Raw genomic sequence first — 17,010 nt, 5'->3', positions numbered from 1 at the left:
GCATGAGCAGGAAGGGCAAGGCGAAGACCGGCAGCCAGGAAAATGCGAAGCCTGGCAGCGAGGGCGTCGCGCCGTCAAAGCCGATAAAGGACAAGGCCGCTCTGGGTGAGCAGAAGCTCGTGCTGGTGAGCAAGGCGCTTTCCGACCCGACGCGGGTATCCATTCTGCGCAAGATTGCGGTCGGCCAGGGCCGCTGCGGCGATGTGCGCGAGTGCCTGGGCGTGAGCGCGGCGACGCTGTCGCACCACATGAAGGAATTGGAGCGAGCCGGACTGATTACATTGCAGCGCGACGGCCGGTTTGTGAACGCGGCGATCGAGAAGAAGGCTTGGAAGCAGCACATTGCGGAGTTAAAGGCGATGTTGCCGTAAGCTTTCGCACTTGCGATGAGCAATCAATCACTTCGTCCATGACGTTCCGGTCGATCCTGTGTAGAGTAGTTGCGTTCAGGAGAACTGCAAGGTGATTGCGCGCGGCCCGTTGCTGGGCGAGTTTATGGGCACATTTGTGCTGATGGTGCTGGGCAACGGCGTGGTGGCAGGCGTGTTGCTGAAGAAAAGCAAGGCCGAGAACGCCGGCTGGATCGTAATTACAACAGCATGGGGATTCGCGGTGCTGAGCGGCATTTTTGTTGCGCAGCTGTTTGGGTCGCCGGACGCGCATTTGAATCCAGCGTTCACGCTGGCGGCAGCCATCAAGACACACGCGTGGCATACGGTGCTGCCGTACATGGCGGCCCAGGTTGGGGGCGGGTTTCTGGGCGCGGTGGCGACGTGGCTTTTCTTTTACCCGCACTGGGCGATCACGGATGATCCCGCGGCGAAGCTGGGCGTGTTTGCGACGGGACCGGCGATTCGCAATTATGCTTCGAACTTTTTCTGCGAGGTATTGGCGACATTTGTACTGGTGCTGGTTGCGGGCGGCATGAGCTCGAAATTGGTGCTGACCACGGGTGCGGCGGCAGGGCTGAGTCCGCTGCTGGTGGGCTGCCTGGTGTGGGGCGTGGGCTTGTCGCTGGGCGCCACGACGGGCTACGCGATTAACCCGGCGCGCGATCTGGGCCCCCGGCTGGCGCATCAACTTCTGCCGATTGCGGGTAAGGGCACGAGTGACTGGGCGTATGCGTGGGTGCCGGTTCTGGGACCGCTGGTGGGCGGCGCGATCGCGGGGTATGTGCTGCTGCAGGTGGGCGCCTAGGGGATCGGCAGTGGGTCGAGGTCGGGCTTGACGGTGCGCCGGCGGGCTTCGTCGCTCCGAAGTAAGTCGCTGGAGTAAAAGCGGCTGAGAACGTCACCGTGCAGATCGGCCGCGTGCTGCTGCAAAAGATGGGCGAAGCTGGCGCGAGGCGAGGCCCGCAGGTGGGCATGCAGAACGGTGACCCAGGCGTGGGTACGGGTTGCGTGAAAGAGCGCCTCACTGCCGCAGACCTGTCGCAAAAAAGCGCGCAGGTTCTTCGCGATGGTTTCCTCAACCAGACCGGCGGGAACGCGCTGCAGCATCAGCACGGTGTAGCGCAGGTGATCGCCATGGCGAAAGTCGGCGGCGCGGATCTCGGTCGCGTGAAAGGCCTGCAGAAAGTCGTCGTCGCGCAGGTGGGCACAGCCAAAGTGGATTCCGTGGACTGCTGCGGCTGTCACGGCCGCCGCGAGCGCCGCAGGGTCGTCCGGCAGCAGGGTGTTGCGGCGCGGCGTGACGATGGCGTGCCGCGACGCGGCTGCCATGCGTGCGGTGTGCAGTGCCGCCGTGCGATGGCGCGCGGCACGGGCGGAGGCCTGACTGACGCTGAGCGGTGCGATCAGCACGGTGGAGATGAGAACGATCGCGAACGGTGCCACAGACAGCAGGAACAAGGGCAGGTTGCCGAAGGCGAGCGGACTGACCGCCGCCGTCGTGACCAGCAGCATGGTGAGCACTGCGGCCAGGACCCGGCGTTCGCGCCGTAGCTGCATTTGCTCCGGGCTGGGCTCTAGGTTCGGCTCTGGGTTCGGCTCTGGGCTGTCCAGGGCGTGCATGGTCCCATCTTCGCAGAGGGGCCGGTTTCAGCGGTCGTAGCCCGGTTGCGCTTACACTAAAGTTGCAAGCTGATGACATGGACGAGCGCATTTGGGAAGGGCAGCGGCTGGCTGCTGTGGAAGATTGTGCGCGCGCTCGCGCTTTCGAAAATTTCGCCCAATACGCTGACGTTTATCGGGCTGATCATCAACGTGGTCGCCGCGTTTTTCTTCGGGTATGCGCGCAACGCGAACGCCGACCGCATGTTTCTGTACGCGGGCCTGATCCTGATTGGCGCCGGCCTGTTTGACATGGTGGACGGCCGGGTGGCGCGTGCGACCAACCAGGTTTCGGTGTTTGGCGCGTTTTTTGATTCGGTGATCGACCGCTACTCGGACGCTGCGATCTTCTTCGGGTTGCTGGTGCATTACGCACGTGGCAATCGCTTTCAATATGTGGTGCTGGCGGCGTTCTGCATGGTGGCGAGCCTGATGGTCAGCTACACGCGAGCGCGGGCCGAGGCGCTGATCGGGTCCTGCAAGGTGGGCTTCATGGAGCGGCCGGAACGCATTGTGCTGGTGATCTTGGGTGCGATGTTTAACCACTGGGGCGTGATGGCGCCGGCGCTTTGGGTTCTGGCCACGCTGACGACAGTGACGGTGATTCATCGCATTCGCTACACGTTTCTGGAAACGGAACGGCGCAAGCTGGGCGCAACCGCAACCTGACGCAGGCGGCACCGGAGATGGTGCGGTACTCTCGCAAGCATGATCGATCTGCGACGCTTGCTGCAGCGGCGTGAGCCGAGTTCTGTGACGCCGGGCACCTTTGGGTTTGCCGTGGTTGGGCTTGGGCGCATTGCTGAGCATTTTCTGAATGGCATTCAGGGTTCGCCGCTGGTACGCGCGACGGCGCTGGTGAGCGGCGATGCAGCCAAGGCCGGCAAGCTCGCCAAGCGCTACGACGTTCCGTTCACTTGTGGGTACGACGACTTTGAGTCGCTGGCTTCAAGGACGGATGTGCAGGCGGTGTACCTGGCCTTGCCGGTGAGTATGCATCGCGAGTTCACGGCGCGTGCGGCGAAGGCAGGGAAGCATGTGTTCGTCGAGAAGCCGATGGCGAGCGATGTGGGCGAGTGCCGTGCGATGGTTGGGGATTGCCGGTCTGCGGGCGTGCTGCTGAGTGTGGCGTACCGATGCCCGTTCGATCCAATGCATCAGCAATTGCGGTCTCTAATTGCCGGCGGTGCGCTGGGCAAGGTCGAGCGGATTGAAGCGCAGTTTGGTTTTGAGTTGGCTGCGGATGATTGGCGCTGGAGAAATGATCTGGCGGGCGGTGGCTCGGCGTACGACGTGGGCGTGTATCCGCTGAATGCTGCGCGCTACCTGATGGCCGCGGAGCCTGAGATTATCGCGGCGATCGCAACGATGAATGCGACGGGCATGGAGAGCTCCATCGCGTGGACGATGCGATTTCCAAATGGTGTGGAGGCGCGGTGCAAGTCCTCGTATGTGGAACAGTTGTACGGTGTGCTGACGGTGCGCGGATCGGCGGGCGAACTGACGCTGGATCCGGCGTTCGCTCACAAGATGCCAATCCGCATGCGTGGGTGGTACACGGATCCTGCTTCGGGCAAGCGTGTCGAGGTAAATGCAGCCGCGCCTTCGGATACGCCTTCGCACTTCCGGCTGGAGGCGGAGCATCTGGCTGAGTGCGTTCGCACGGGGCAGCCTGTGATCACGTCGGGTGAGGACGGGCTGCGCGATATGGAGTTGATCGCAGAGATGTATGGGGTTGCGGGCGTGGTGGCCAGGTAGGGCGTGACGAGCTCCCTATGGCTGCAGTTCGCGAAGCAGGCGGAAGGGGAAATCGTTGTCGAAGTTGCCGCGGAGCGCGTCGCGATGGGCTTTGACGATGAGCCTGAGCCGCTGCCGTGGATGGTCGTCGTGGAACGCGAGCATGGCTGTAATGAGCGATACGCTGCGGCGTAGCGCGTAAAGCGTTGTGCGTAGCCGGCCGTGTTGCAGACCGTAGACGACGGTGGTGTTGCGCAGTTCGAAGTAACGGAAAGCGAAGGCGCGGAAGGGCGCGCGCGCGTGCTGGATGCCGAGGAAAGTGCGCGTGACGTACCCGCCGCGTGCAGCTTCTTTGTGGCGAATCACGCTACGGGGAACGAGCAGGATCGGTCCGGCCGTGCGCAGGCGCATGCAGTATTCCATGTCGTCCTGGTTCAGAAAGAAATCGGCACGTGGAAGGCCGACTTGCTGGATCACTGCGCTGCGAACGAGCAGTCCCACGAAAGATGAGAAGCGAAGCGGCAGAGGTGCTGCAGAGTTTGCGACGCGCCCGGCGGCCTCGCCGTTTTCCAGCAGCATGTGGTTTGCCTGCGCCACACCCTCGGCGGACACCTTGTAGTTTGCGATGGCGGATGCGTTGGGGTGTGTCGCTGCGGTGAGTGCCTGCTCGAGCGCATCAGGAGCGGGCTCGGCATCGTCGTCCATGAGCCAAATCCAATCGAAGCCGGCACTGTGACCGAGTTGCAGTCCGCGATTGAAGCCGCCCGAGCCGCCGGTATTCGTCACCTGTCGGTCCAGGGTGATGCGTGGATCGGCCAGGTAGCCGCGTTCACGCAGCAGGTCTGCGGTGCCGTCGGTTGAGCCGTTGTCGATGATGAAGAGTGCGTCGACCGGCCGGGTTTGCCGAAGCAGAGCGTCCAGGCATTCCAAAAGCAGATGCTTGCGGTTAAAGGTAACGAGTGCGACGCAGACGGACCGAGTGGCCGGATGCTCCGTCACCCGGCCGCTCCTGCCATGACGGGTTCGCGAACAGTGCCGAAGCCTTTGCGTTCCGCAGCGACGAGGGCCTGGGCGACGACCTGGTCCATGTTGAGATAGCGGTATTGTGCGAGACGGCCGACGAAGGTCGCGGAGGTTTCCGCGTCGGCGAGAGCCTGGTACTGCTTGTAGAGCTGCTGGTTCTGCTCGCTAGGCACAGGGTAGTACGGGTCGCCCTCAGCCTGCGGATACTCGCGCACGATGGACGTGCCGGCGTGCGTTTGCCCGGTCAGGTGCTTGAACTCCGTGATGCGGGTGAAGGTGAAGTCGTTGGGGTAGTTGACGGTGCCGACGGGCTGAAACCGCTGCTGACCGGGCAGGTGCTCGTGCTGGAAGGAAAGCGAGCGATAAGGCAGCTTGCCGAAGCGATGATCGAAGTACTCGTCAATGGGTCCGCTGTAGAAGATGTGCTCGAATTTTGAGCGGTCCATGTCTTTGAAGTCGGTTCCGAGTTCAACGCGAACGTTGGGTTGATCGAGCATGTTCTGAAACATGCGGGTGAAACCTTCACGCGGCATCTTTTGAAAGGTATCGGTGAAGTAGCGATCGTCATCGTTTGACCGCGTGGGGATGCGGGCCGCAACGAGGCTGGCGAGCTCGGATAGGTCCATGCCCCACTGCTTGCGCGTGTAGTTGCGGAAAAATTTGTCGCACAGGTCGCGGCCGACGCTGGAAAGAACGACGTCTTCGCTGGTGCGGATGGGATCACGTGGTTCGCGCACCGAAGCAAGATACTGCTCCACCTCCGGCTCGGACAGATTCTTGCCATAGAGCCGGTTGATGGTCGTGCGATTGATGGGTACAGGGTAGAGTGAGCCATCGACGGATGCGAGCACGCGGTGCTCATAGTCGCGCCAGTCCGTGAAGCGCGACAGGTACTCGGCGACGTGCGGCGCATTGGTATGAAAGATGTGCGGGCCGTACCGATGCACAAGAACGCCATGGTCGTCCGGGTGGTCGTATGCATTGCCGGCGATGTGAGCACGGCGATCAATCACGACGACCTGTTTGCCTGCCGACGCTGCGCGTTCTGCGATGACAGAGCCAGCGAAGCCAGCACCTACTACAAGAATAGCCACAAGATTTAGGGTATCAGCCGCGCGAAGGCGCTTGCATGCGCACGTTGGGTTAGTTCACGACGTTTGCCGTCACCTTCGCATCCGGATCACGGCGAAGAAGGTGTATGCCGATACGCGGCAGGTAGAGCAGCATGGTGAGCGTGATGAACGCTTCGGTGGCGAGCACTGCCGCGCCAGCTCCTGGTGCGCCCATCCGGTGAATCAATGGCCACGCAAGTGCGATGTTGAAGCAGCCGGCGGTGATCAGAATGCGGCTGAAGGCTTTTTCATGGCCGAAGACCACCATGGTCTGGATGCCCAGGATGTTACTGACGGCGATCAGAAAGGGGATGAATGAAATCCAGCGCAGCGTGTTATCGGTGCTGTTGTTCGCGAAGCCAAAGGCAAAGTGGGCCAGCAGCGGAGCACATACAAGGATCACGAGCGAACCGGCGAAGGTGGGCAGGGCGATGGTAAGCAGGCTTTTGCGAATGAAACGCACGGCTAACTGGCGCGACTGCTTCATCAGTGTGTTTACGTGTGGGAAGAGCACCTGTGTGAGCGGGATGAGCAGCCCTTGCGCGGCGCGAATAATTTTTTCCGCGGCGCTGAAGTAGCCGGCCTGCGCCACGCCGCCGATCTGGCCCACCAGGAAGACGTTGGTGTTCGTGTACAGGGTGACAGCGGCGGTTGAGAGAAAAAGGTGCCAGCCTTCCTTAAGCAGCAGCACCAGATCTGCTGACCGGGGAAAGGCACCGCCTTTCCAGTTGGACCGCGCCGCGACAGCAAAGCCGAAGATGCCGGCGAGCAGAGGTGCGGAGGATTGCAGCGCAAGCGCGCGTACCGTGTCGGCGGGGCCGCGCACCAGGAAGAAGATGCTGCCCACGGTCACGATGCGGCTAAGGCCCGTGATGATGGAGATGATCTTCATCTTCTCGATGCCCTGGAAATACCAGACGGGGAAGAGCACGTTACCGAGCACGGCCAGGTAGGCCACCAGGTACGCGGTGCGCATGGATGCCATTGCCGGGATGACGCTGGTGATGCCGAGCAGCAGGACAAAGCCCGCGAGCAGAAGAGCGCACTTGACGAGCAGCACGCCCCAAAAGGTGCGGCGTATGGCGTGGGCGTCTTCACCATTCGCGATCGCGATGCGCTTGGTCGCGGACAGGTTGAAGCCGTAGTCGGTGAAGATGGTGAAGTACTGCGCAAATGCCTGGGCAACTGCGATCAGGCCGTAGTTGCCGACGCCGAGCACCCGGACCAGGTACGGTAGCATCAGCATGGGCAGAACGTAATTGAGCCCTTGCAGCGAATACAGCCACAAGGTGTTGGTAAGCAGCTTTCTGCGTTGCGACGGGGCGGGCTGGGGCACGTGGCTGTGATGGCTCGGCGATGCGTTTTGCTGCGTTTGGCAGTGTGAGCCAAGTGTAGCGTGCGCCCATGCTGACGGGATCAGCTTATGCTTAGGCCATGCTGCAACTGTCTCTGATCGAAGCGCGTGTGTTGGGTGCGCTGATGGAAAAAGAAGTGACCACGCCTGAGACTTATCCACTGTCACTGAACGCGTTGGTGGCGGCTTGCAATCAGAAGAGTTCGCGCGAACCGGTCATGCAGCTTACCGAACGCGAGGTGGAAACAGCGCTGCGGTCGCTGGATGCGATGGAACTGGTGCGTGCCGACCATGGCTCACGCGTGGAGCGGTATGAGAACCGCGCACGCACGGTGTTTCATTTGCGGCGGGACGAGACCGCGGTGCTCTGTTTGTTGCTGTTGCGCGGTCCGCAGACGCCGGGTGAACTACGCGGGCGCGCAGACCGGCTGTTTCAGTTTGACGACATCGCGCAAGTCACCGCCGCGCTACAGCGCATGAGCACCATGGGCGATGAGAATTCGCAGCGTGTCGAGCCGCTGGTGCGGGTACTGCCGCGGCAGCCCGGCTCACGCGAGGCGCGGTACCTGCACCTGCTCACCGATGCGAATGCGTATAACTCGGCTGCGGCGACGGATGTGGCAGTGGAGAACGACGCGGGCGGCGGGCACGAGAGCCGCGCGGACGCGGATAGAATGCAAGCTCTTGAGACCGCGGTGGCAGCACTGGAGCGTCGTGTCCGGCACCTGGAAGAGCAGTTGGGCATAGGCGCGCAGCTGGCGTAGGCCGGAGCTTTTCGGCAGTATTGTTGCAAAATGCGTCATCTTCGGCCCGGGTCGATCAAGGCGTAAAACCTCTCGATAGGTCATGCGCTCTTTACCGCAGTAGCACTTGCCACAGCAAGGGGAGCGCATGGGAGCCGTGGCTTTATCGACCGTGTTGCGTGCCGTCTTTGGCTATTACTTTCTCGTGCTCGTCGTACGTGTTGTCGGACGGCGTCCGGGTAAGCAGCTCACGCCGTTCGAATTTGTGCTGATCTTCTTTCTGGGTGGCCTGATGCTGACGGGCATCGTGGCGAATGAAATGTCGCTGACCAACGCGGTCTGCCAGATTCTTGCGATCTCGGTCGCGCATTACATCCTGGTCTGGGTTCGGAAAAAGTCGCCCCGGGTTTCACGCATCCTCGATGGAACGCCGCTGATTCTGATGGAGGGTGGGTTCTGGCGTGAGCGCACGCTGCACAAAATGCGCATCTCCAAGCCGGATGTGATGGCAGTTGGCCGCGATCAGGGCATGAAGAACTTCGATGAGATGGGAACTGTAACGCTGGAACGGAATGGCGAAATGAGTATTGTGCCAGCGGAAGGCAAAGGCAAGTAACAGGTGGAAGGGTAAGGCGGTTGTAAGTGGCAGACGACTCGAAAAAGTTATTCGACCCTGTGTCCGGGGATGAAATGCCGAAGGTCGACAATGCCGTAGCCGTGGGTGAGGACCTGCGCTTTCAAGAGCGGTGGTGGACCTTTGAGCGGATTGTCTGGAGTGTCTTTGCACTCATTCTGCTGGCGGATGTGCTGGGCGTATTTGGCCGTGGATGGCTGGCAAAAGCAGAGTTGAAAAACGAGAACAGCGGCATGCAGGTGAAGTACGAACGGGTACAGCGCGCGATGACGCCTTCGGTTGTGTCTATTCAGTTTCTGCCGGCGGCGGTGCACAACGGAAACGTGCAGTTATATGTGAGCAACAGCGTCGTGAAGGATCTTGGTGAATCACGCGTAATTCCAGAGCCGGAGCATTCCACCATCGGCGACGGTGGTGTCCTGTACAGCTTTCCAACGCAGGGGCGAGAGCCGCTGACGGTGGATCTGGAATTGCAGTCCTCGTTCCCTGGGGTGCACCCGTTTACCTTACAGGTGCCTGGGATGCAGGCAACCGGCAGTCGAGTGGTCGTGATGCCCTAGTCATGGCAACCATCATTCATGCCGTAATTGGTTACGTGTTGCTGACGCTGGTGGTGCGCGTATTAACGCGACGGCCGGGCGCACAGATGACCCTGTTTGAATTTGTCATCGTGTTCTTGATGGGCGGCGTGATCATTTTGAGCACGGTGGGCAACGACCGCTCGATGACGAACTGCTGCTGCGCGATCCTGGCCGTAGCGAGTATGCACCGGCTTGTGAGTGGTTTGAAGATGCGCTATCCCAGGTTCGGCATCGTTCTGGTCGGCACCCCCCTAGTCCTGGTGCGCAAGGGCGAGTTGCAGCAAAGGGTAATGAACGGCATGAATATCGCGGAGGAAGACATCATGGCGTCCGCACGCCTGAATGGGTTGCGATCGTTTGATCAGATTGACTACGCGATTCTTGAACGCAATGGCGGTATCTCCATCATGAAAAAAGAAGATGGAAATCAGGGTGGGGACAGCCAGACACCAGGCGGAGGACAACAGGGCATGCAGAAGCAGGGCACGTAACCGAAGAGGCGCAGCGATGGCAGAAGCGGCACAGGATCAGCAGAACTCCGGACAGGAAAAGACGGTTGAGACAGACCTGCCGCACCGGCTGGACCGACTGCCGTGGTCGCGTTGGCATGTGCGCATCCTGGTTGCGCTAAGTACTTCATGGCTGCTGGACGGGCTGCAGGTGACGTTGGCCGGTTCGCTGTCAGGCATTCTGCAGAGCAAGCAGGGGCTGGGCCTGAGTGAGTCGCAGTTCACATTTACGGCAACCACGTACCTGATCGGCGCGGTCGTGGGAGCTCTGTTCTTCGGCATCCTGACGGACCGTTTTGGCCGCCGCAAGCTGTTCCTGATCACACTTGCGACGTACTCAATCGCGACGTTAGGAAGTGCGCTTTCGCATGGTCTGGTCAGCTTTGCGATCTCACGCTTTTTTGTGGGACTTGGCGTGGGTGGCGAGTATGCCGCGATCAACTCTGCCGTGGATGAATTGATTCCGGGCAAGGTGCGCGGAACGGTGGACCTGATCGTCAATGCGAATTTCTGGGTGGGCGCCACGCTGGGTTCCCTGGCGACGTATGGTCTATTGCACGCCGGCGGAGACATGCGTACGGTGGGGTGGCGCTGGGCGTTTGGCATTGGCGCGGTACTGGGCGGTGGCGTGCTGCTGCTGCGGCTGGGTGTGCCGGAAAGCCCGCGCTGGTTAATGCTGCGTGGCAGAGAAGACGAAGCGAACAAGATCACGACAGAAATAGAAGCAAAGGCAAGCAAGGGAAATCCCGACAGCCTGCCGCCGGTTGAAGGGGACAAGCTGAAATTGGCGGTGAGCGACCACACGCCCATCCGCGAAATCCTGAAGAACATGGGCGGCGAGAACCGGATGCGGTCGGTCCTGTCGCTGGTGTTGATGGGAGCGCAGGCGTTCTTCTTCAACGCGGTGTTCTTTACCTATGGGCTGGTGGTCAAGCGCTTTTACCACATCAGCGATAACGATTTGCCGCTGCACCTCTTGCCGTTTGCCTTGGGCAGCTTTTTCGGTCCAATCGTGCTGGGTAAGCTGTTTGACAAGATCGGCCGCAAGCCGATGATCACTGCAACGTATGCTCTGACAGGTCTGCTGTTGATCGGAACGTTGGTGCCGTTCGGCATGGGCGTGATCGGGCCGCGCGGGCTTGGCATTCTGTTCACCATCATTTTCTTCGTCGCGTCCAGCGCCTCCAGCGCCGCGTACCTGACGGTCAGCGAAATCTTTCCGCTTGAGATCCGCGCATTTGCGATTGCGCTGTTTTACGCGATTGGCACGCTGCTGGGCGGCGTGGGTGCGCCGTTGTTGTTTGGCGTACTCATCAAGACCGGTTCGCACTGGGCCGTGGCGAGCGGGTATGCGCTGGGCGCCCTGCTGATGCTGCTTGGGGCCGGGTTTGAGGCGAAATGGGGCGTTGAGGCAGCTGGGCAGTCGCTGGAGAACGTTTCCAAGCCGATGTCGAGCCGGTAAGAGACGCATCGGTGCGTGTTCGCCCGCCGTGGCGATGCGGCTGGAAGCTGTACGCGTCTGTGGGCAAGGAGAACTGGACGGGCTTGGCCGGGGTGCTGGCGTGGGCGCAGCGCGATCGGCGCAGGCATGGCGGGTGGTGACACGCCTGCAGGCGGCGGTCTTTTGCGCACCGGAACGGTGTTTTTGGAGTCCAATGGATAGAGGCCGATCCGGAACAAACGGGTGGTTTCAGAGGTGGTGGAAGCGTGAACGTGCAGCGGTTGAATGGCTATCCCATGATTTTGGAGAGCGCGACCGAGCGGACGTCGTCCTTGCTCGGAAAGGTGCTTGGGATTACGTCTTTGGGTTTTCTGGCAACTGCGGCTGGTGTCGCCACGGCTCCGGTTTGGGGCATGTTCGTCGGCATCCTCGCCGTATTTGCGTTGATCTTCGCGATTCAGCTTGCGAAGCGGGCAAGCCCGGTGGCGGCACTGGGCATGTTTTTGGCGCTCGGCTATTTCATGGGCTGGGAGATTGCGCCGCTGATTCACCGCTATGTCGCGACTGTCGGTCCCATGGTCGTATTTCAGGCCGCGGCTACCACTGGCCTTGGCATGGCCGCGCTGGGCTGTGTGGCGTACCTGTTTACCATCGATTACCGCCGCGTTGCGGGTGTGGGTATGGCGGGGCTGCTGGTGCTGGTGCTGGCGGGCATCGCAAGCATGTTCTTCCACTTCATGTCGCCGGACACGTATAGCTGGCTGACGCTGGTCGTGTTTACGCTGCTGACGGTGGCGGACTTTGCGCGCATTCGCGCCGGTGGCAACGGACAGCGTGCAACGGTGCTGGCACTGACCATCTACCTGGATTCGATCAACATTTTTCTGGCGCTGCTGCAGCTGATGGGTGGCCGGCGTCGCGACTAAGCTTCGCTGGGAGCACGAAAGAGGCGGCTTCGGCCGCCTCTTTCGTTTGCCTAGGAAGCGGCGTCCGCGGAACGCAGACGCCGGCGGTGGATGCGCTCGCGCAGAACCCGAAGCAGTTCCGTCATTTGGAAGGTCGGCCAGGCCGCGGCGGCAAGCAGGCAGGAGATGAGGCATGCCGAAGCTACGCCGAAGGGAAGTGACCAGTGTGCCTCGCGCAGTGCCGGCCAGGCGACTGCGGCGAAGGCGGCGACGATGAAGCCGCAGAAACGCCAGAGCAGGTGCTTGCCGAATCGGTGTTCGGCAGGGAAAAGCCGAGTGTTCAGCCGGACGACGCCAGCGGTCTGGATGATCTCCCAAACGAGCCAGGTGAGGATGAACCCGGGCAGCCCGAAGCGGTGCATGACCGGTACAGAAACGCCGAGCATGATGGAGTAGCCGATGAGGATAAAGGTCGAAAGCTCCTCATGCTCGTTGGAGGAGGACTGAAACTGTGTCTTGTGTTCTTTCAGACCCAGTACAGCGGAGACAATCGCCATCAGGAAGCAGAGTTCCGGCTGATACAAATGGGGCTTGTGCAGCCACACGGTAAAGAGCAGCGGGCATAGTAAGAGGCTGCCGATGGAGACGACCGGGATCAGAAAGAGCACCAGCCGCTCGGAAAGGTCATAAAGGCGGCGCAGCCGCGGCCAGTCTTGGCGGCCAACCATAAGGGTGATGTCCTGTGCGAAAACGGAAGAAGCCATGCTGAGAAGTTGGCGCGACATTTGGAAGACGACACGGACCACGCCAAAGAGCGCCACGGTTGCGGGACCCATGACACGCACAATGACCAGGATTGGGCCTTGCCAGGTAAGGAAGCCGGCGACGGATATCAGGCCGAAATGTCCGCTGGGCTTAAGTATGGTGCGCACCGTCGACCATGAGCCGTCTGAAAGCCGCGGCACCAGGGCCGGGGCGATGCGGCGCAGATCGACCAGAGCGAAGCCGAAGAAGATGACGTAGGACGCGAGTTGAAGTGCGGCCAGCGTCGGGAAGCTGGCGCGAAAGTAGATGGCAGTGGCCATGCTCAGAATCATGAGCAGGCGCTGCGCGCTGGAGATATAGTTACCGCGGTGCAGCAGGCCAACCGCCATGTAGCTGTTGGTGAGCAGGCTGAGGAACATATTACTGCTGATCTGCAGGATGAGCAGATAGAGCGTGATGGCGGCGGCCCCGGGACCCACGTGGCGCAAGCGTAACCAGCCCGCAACCGGCAGCACGAACACGATCAGGCCGGCAATTGCGAAGAACGATGCGATCAGGAGAAGCAGGCGAAGTGCGCTGGCCTGGACCGTACGCGCGCCGGGCACGTCGCCGCCATTGTAGAGGATGGTGATCTGGTTGGAGGCGTAGCTTTGGATGCCGTAATTGAGCGTACCCAGGTAGTTCACCGCGGCGGAGAGCGCCAGCCACTCGCCGTAGACCTCAATGCCGGAAGGGTAGAACTTGAAAAAGAACGGGGGCACCAGGAGCTGCGAAAGTACCGTGAGCCCCTGGCCGACAAAGCCGGTCAGCAGGATCTGCAGAAGTCGCCGGAGGCTCATTGGGTGAGTGTACTGGGGATCGCTTGCAGAGCTAGTTCAAGGACAAGCGTTCGCCTGGGGCATCGCACAGCGCGTACAAAGGGATATCGATGTGCCCGGTATGCATCTTTCCGGAACCTGAAACGTCTTATAAAGTGTGCTATTCTACACAACGCTGGCGAAGTGCGCCCAGATGGTTCGGTCCTGAAACGGCCGTTTACCTTGCGCCGCGGCCTTGAGAGCCGCACCGAGCTTCTTGCCAGCTAAATAGCACATGCATTTGACCGCGACAGGATACGTGTCTCCCATGTTGGGAACGGAGAGTCTGTACTGACCCCGTACTTCCGTACCGTCGCAAAACTTTAAAGATGGAGCCCAAGGCCGTGGCTGACGAGATCGACAAGTACGAAGAAGACGTAGACCGGATGATCGATTCCGGTAAGGAAAAGGGTTACCTGACCTATGGTGAGGTGAACGACCTGATCCCGGAGGGGATTACCAGCGCCGATGACTTGGATGACCTGTTGATGACGGTCAACAGCCAGGGCATCGACGTGCTGAACTCGGACGAAGAGGGCGGTGGCCGCGGAAGCCGTGACAAGTACGGCGAAGAGTCCGAAGAAAACGAGGACGTGGAGCTGGACCTGACGCCGGGTCAGCTGGAAAAGACGAACGACCCGGTACGCATGTACCTGCGCGAGATGGGCACCGTGCCATTGCTGACGCGCGAGGGCGAGGTCGAGATCGCGAAGCGCATTGAGCGTGGGCAGATGCGCGTGATGAAGGCGATCTCGCGCTCGTCGATCGTGATCCGCGAAATCGTCGCGCTCGGTGAGGACCTGAAGCGCGGTGTGCGCAACGTGAAGGAAGTGGTCACGTTTGACGAGGAGGAGTTGACCGAAGAGGTCGTTACCTCGCGCGTCAAAGCGACGGTAAAGCGCATTGACTTACTGGTGAGCCACCAGAAGAAGGCGCAGGAGTCGCGCGAGAAACTGGAGGCGCTGTACAAAAAATCGCCTGAACTCCAGGACGGGAACGAGCAGGGAAAGAACAAAGGGTCGAAAGAGGCCCGCAAGCTGCGCTGGGCCATTGGCCGCGAGATGGTCTACGTCACGCGAATCGTTCGCGAACTGAAGTACACCAATGGCGAGAAGAAGCGGCTTCTGGACAAGGTCAACAAGACCGTGGACGGCATGCGCACCCTTGAGCGCCAGATCAAGTCGCTGGACACAAAGTTCGATGCGTCACGTTCCGAGGAGCTGAAAAAGGAGTACCGCCGACAGCAGAAAAACTGCCGTGCGGACCTGGACCGACTTGAGTCGGAAGCGGGCATCACCACGACCGAGCTGAAGCAGACGCAGCGCGAGATGGTGCAGGGCGACATGGACGCCGAGCGCGCCAAGCGTGAGCTGATTGAAGCCAACCTGCGGCTGGTGGTTTCCATCGCGAAGAAGTACACGAACCGTGGCCTGCAGTTTCTTGACTTGATTCAGGAGGGCAACATCGGCCTGATGAAGGCGGTGGACAAGTTCGAGTACCGCCGGGGCTATAAGTTCTCCACCTATGCCACGTGGTGGATTCGGCAGGCGATCACGCGCGCGATTGCGGATCAGGCACGTACGATCCGCATTCCGGTGCACATGATCGAGACGATCAACAAGCTGATCCGCACCAGCCGCCAGCTGGTCCAGGAGCTTGGCCGCGAACCGTCTTCGGAGGAGATCGCCAAGCGCATGGACATTCCAGTGGCCAAGGTGCGCAAGGTGCTGAAGATTGCGCAGGAGCCGATCTCACTGGAAACGCCGATCGGTGAAGAGGAAGATTCGCACCTTGGCGACTTCATTGAGGACCGTATGGCGGTGTCGCCGTCTGACGCAGTGATCTCGGTGAACCTGAAGGAGTACACCGGCCAGGTGCTGCGTACGTTGACACCGCGTGAAGAGCGTGTGATCAAGATGCGCTTTGGCCTGGAAGATGGCTCCGAGCACACGCTTGAAGAGGTCGGCCAGAGCTTCCAGGTGACACGTGAGCGCATCCGGCAGATCGAGGCCAAGGCCCTGCGGAAGCTGCGCCACCCCAGCCGAAGCCGCAAGCTGAAGGCGTTTGTGGACGGCGTACGGGACTACTAGTTTGTACGCGGGAAAGTGTCGCTAACAACCAGTACACAGAAAGGCTCACCGGGAATGGTGAGCCTTTCTGCTTGCACGTGACTTTCTAAAGCGAATGAGTTCTGTGTCGCGTCCATATAGCTGGGGCGGACCACGTCATAGCCGACGCTGTTCATACTGCAACGCGAAGACGGGCAGCTTGCCTTAGGCTTTCGCGTGCGTATCGGCAGTTAGGTTCTTGGCACCGTCGTGCCTGTCGTGCCGTTACCATTCGGCGTCGTCGAGCCACCCGGGTTCGTTCCGCTGTTCGGCAGCGTCGTGCTGTTTGGCGCAGAACCGTTAGGCGTCACCGTTCCGCTGTTTGGGGTCATCGTATCGCTCGGCGAGGACGAATTTGGGCTCGTGCCGTTCATCATGGAGCCGTTCGTCGTTGATGTGCCACTGTTCATGTCCGAGCCGTTCTGCATGTCGGACCTCTTGTGCCTGTGGTGTCTTGAGGTGTGCCTCGTAGTGGTGTTGCCGGTCGCAGAGCCATTCATATCGGTGCTGGAGCCCTGCTGCGTGCTGGTGCCCGGGGTCGTCGTTGAAGTCTGCGCATAGCCGATTGTGGCGATGCTGCTAAGGGCGATGATGAGAGCCGTGCGGCGGATGTTCATGAGTGTTCCTCTCATCTGTACGATGCGATTGATATGCAGCAACAAGGGCGAAGTCGCGCCAGTCGCAGATCGGCGCGATTGGGACTTTGGTGATGGCAATCTGCGATGTATAGGCATCACTGTTCCGAACGGAAGGTTGGTTAGGCTAAGGTCATGACCGAGAACCATTGGTTTGACATTGCGCAGCTTGCAGCGACCTTGCCGGAGCAGAGCGACACCATGTTGCGGGATCTGCGATTGGTGGATCGAGAAGCAGCAAGCTGCCGCATCTTCCGCACGTACCAGACCGTGCCACCGCACTTTCATGTGAGCTGTGATGAATACCTGTACGTACTGCAGGGGCGGGCAATGTTTAAGATCGGCGACGCAGAGCCGCGCGAGGTTGGGCCGGGCATGCTGATCCAGTTTCCCAGGCGCACCGTGCATGGCATGCCTTTGTTGATCGAAGAGCCGTTTATTGTGCTGGCGATCGACACGCCGCGCAGGCCGCCCGCAGATGTGACGTTCGTCGACCCGCGTGACGGCGATGCGAAATCCTTCATCGCGACGGAACAGCGATAGCGCGCTATCCGA

The 17,010-nt window shown here is 60.6% G+C and carries 18 protein-coding genes; 13 read left to right on the top strand and 5 right to left on the bottom strand.

Features of this window, described 5'->3' with window-relative positions; translation table 11 throughout:
- Positions 1 to 2: 2 nt before the first annotated feature.
- On the top strand, positions 3 to 371 hold the full coding sequence (locus tag ACOFKT_RS14090) for an ArsR/SmtB family transcription factor (RefSeq protein WP_419804614.1): 369 nt from the start codon (positions 3 to 5) through the stop codon (positions 369 to 371).
- A 94-nt stretch (positions 372 to 465) separates the two neighbouring features.
- Entirely contained in the window at positions 466 to 1,197 is a 732-nt protein-coding gene (locus tag ACOFKT_RS14085) for an MIP/aquaporin family protein (RefSeq protein WP_419807175.1), read from the top strand.
- Here the strand turns inward: ACOFKT_RS14085 and ACOFKT_RS14080 are convergent.
- A complete protein-coding gene (locus ACOFKT_RS14080) occupies positions 1,194 to 2,012 on the bottom strand; it encodes a hypothetical protein (RefSeq protein ID WP_419804613.1) in 819 nt (272 codons plus the stop codon). The two genes, ACOFKT_RS14085 and ACOFKT_RS14080, sit on opposite strands and share 4 nt — an antisense overlap.
- 72 nt (positions 2,013 to 2,084) lie before the next feature.
- Here ACOFKT_RS14080 and ACOFKT_RS14075 point away from each other — a divergent pair, with 72 nt between their 5' ends.
- Both ACOFKT_RS14075 and ACOFKT_RS14070 read left to right on the top strand, forming a co-directional pair.
- Positions 2,085 to 2,720 carry a CDP-alcohol phosphatidyltransferase family protein gene (locus ACOFKT_RS14075; protein ID WP_419804612.1) on the top strand — a complete coding sequence of 212 codons (636 nt, stop codon included), beginning with the start codon at positions 2,085 to 2,087 and terminating at the stop codon, positions 2,718 to 2,720.
- Between the two features lie 39 nt (positions 2,721 to 2,759).
- Positions 2,760 to 3,809 (top strand): Gfo/Idh/MocA family protein, encoded by a 1,050-nt coding sequence (locus ACOFKT_RS14070; RefSeq protein WP_419804611.1) that lies wholly within the window; start codon positions 2,760 to 2,762, stop codon positions 3,807 to 3,809.
- A 15-nt stretch (positions 3,810 to 3,824) separates the two neighbouring features.
- Here ACOFKT_RS14070 and ACOFKT_RS14065 read toward each other — a convergent pair whose 3' ends face one another.
- From ACOFKT_RS14065 to ACOFKT_RS14055, 3 genes are read right to left on the bottom strand one after another with little or no spacing between them, the layout of a single operon-like run.
- Complete coding sequence (locus ACOFKT_RS14065) at positions 3,825 to 4,787, bottom strand: glycosyltransferase (protein ID WP_419804610.1); 963 nt, start codon at positions 4,785 to 4,787, stop codon at positions 3,825 to 3,827.
- Positions 4,784 to 5,905 (bottom strand): UDP-galactopyranose mutase, encoded by a 1,122-nt coding sequence (gene glf, locus ACOFKT_RS14060; RefSeq protein ID WP_419804609.1) that lies wholly within the window; start codon positions 5,903 to 5,905, stop codon positions 4,784 to 4,786. The genes ACOFKT_RS14065 and glf overlap by 4 nt, the downstream gene beginning before the upstream one ends.
- A gap of 49 nt (positions 5,906 to 5,954) precedes the next feature.
- Positions 5,955 to 7,259, bottom strand: a complete 1,305-nt coding sequence (locus tag ACOFKT_RS14055) for a flippase (protein ID WP_419804608.1) — start codon at positions 7,257 to 7,259, stop codon at positions 5,955 to 5,957.
- 98 nt (positions 7,260 to 7,357) lie between these two features.
- On the opposite strand from ACOFKT_RS14055, the gene ACOFKT_RS14050 reads away from it, so the two are divergent.
- From ACOFKT_RS14050 to ACOFKT_RS14025, 6 genes are all read left to right on the top strand, one after another.
- Complete coding sequence (locus ACOFKT_RS14050; protein WP_419804607.1) at positions 7,358 to 8,041, top strand: YceH family protein; 684 nt, start codon at positions 7,358 to 7,360, stop codon at positions 8,039 to 8,041.
- Positions 8,042 to 8,147: 106 nt separating this feature from the next.
- Entirely contained in the window at positions 8,148 to 8,636 is a 489-nt protein-coding gene (locus tag ACOFKT_RS14045; RefSeq protein WP_419804606.1) for a DUF421 domain-containing protein, read from the top strand.
- 26 nt (positions 8,637 to 8,662) lie between these two features.
- Positions 8,663 to 9,214: a hypothetical protein gene (locus tag ACOFKT_RS14040; RefSeq protein ID WP_419804605.1), complete on the top strand. Its 552-nt coding sequence runs from the start codon at positions 8,663 to 8,665 to the stop codon at positions 9,212 to 9,214.
- A 2-nt stretch (positions 9,215 to 9,216) separates the two neighbouring features.
- Positions 9,217 to 9,726: a DUF421 domain-containing protein gene (locus ACOFKT_RS14035; protein WP_419804604.1), complete on the top strand. Its 510-nt coding sequence runs from the start codon at positions 9,217 to 9,219 to the stop codon at positions 9,724 to 9,726.
- Between the two features lie 16 nt (positions 9,727 to 9,742).
- The gene (locus tag ACOFKT_RS14030; protein ID WP_419804603.1) at positions 9,743 to 11,206 is read left to right on the top strand and encodes an MFS transporter; all 1,464 of its coding nucleotides are present in this window, start codon (positions 9,743 to 9,745) and stop codon (positions 11,204 to 11,206) included.
- 245 nt (positions 11,207 to 11,451) lie between these two features.
- Positions 11,452 to 12,111: a Bax inhibitor-1 family protein gene (locus ACOFKT_RS14025; protein ID WP_419804602.1), complete on the top strand. Its 660-nt coding sequence runs from the start codon at positions 11,452 to 11,454 to the stop codon at positions 12,109 to 12,111.
- Between the two features lie 50 nt (positions 12,112 to 12,161).
- Here ACOFKT_RS14025 and ACOFKT_RS14020 read toward each other — a convergent pair whose 3' ends face one another.
- Entirely contained in the window at positions 12,162 to 13,694 is a 1,533-nt protein-coding gene (locus ACOFKT_RS14020) for a lipopolysaccharide biosynthesis protein (RefSeq protein ID WP_419804601.1), read from the bottom strand.
- Between the two features lie 347 nt (positions 13,695 to 14,041).
- On the opposite strand from ACOFKT_RS14020, the gene rpoD reads away from it, so the two are divergent.
- From rpoD to ACOFKT_RS14005, 3 genes are all read left to right on the top strand, one after another.
- The gene (rpoD, locus tag ACOFKT_RS14015) at positions 14,042 to 15,802 is read left to right on the top strand and encodes an RNA polymerase sigma factor RpoD (RefSeq protein ID WP_419804600.1); all 1,761 of its coding nucleotides are present in this window, start codon (positions 14,042 to 14,044) and stop codon (positions 15,800 to 15,802) included.
- Positions 15,803 to 16,030: 228 nt separating this feature from the next.
- A complete protein-coding gene (locus tag ACOFKT_RS14010; protein ID WP_419804599.1) occupies positions 16,031 to 16,381 on the top strand; it encodes a hypothetical protein in 351 nt (116 codons plus the stop codon).
- 209 nt (positions 16,382 to 16,590) lie between these two features.
- On the top strand, positions 16,591 to 16,998 hold the full coding sequence (locus ACOFKT_RS14005) for a cupin domain-containing protein (protein ID WP_419804598.1): 408 nt from the start codon (positions 16,591 to 16,593) through the stop codon (positions 16,996 to 16,998).
- The last annotated feature ends 12 nt before the right edge of the window (positions 16,999 to 17,010 follow it).

This window comes from Terriglobus sp., assembly GCF_965201105.1.
GTDB lineage: Bacteria > Acidobacteriota > Terriglobia > Terriglobales > Acidobacteriaceae > Terriglobus.
This window is presented reverse-complemented; position numbering and strand designations above follow the sequence as displayed.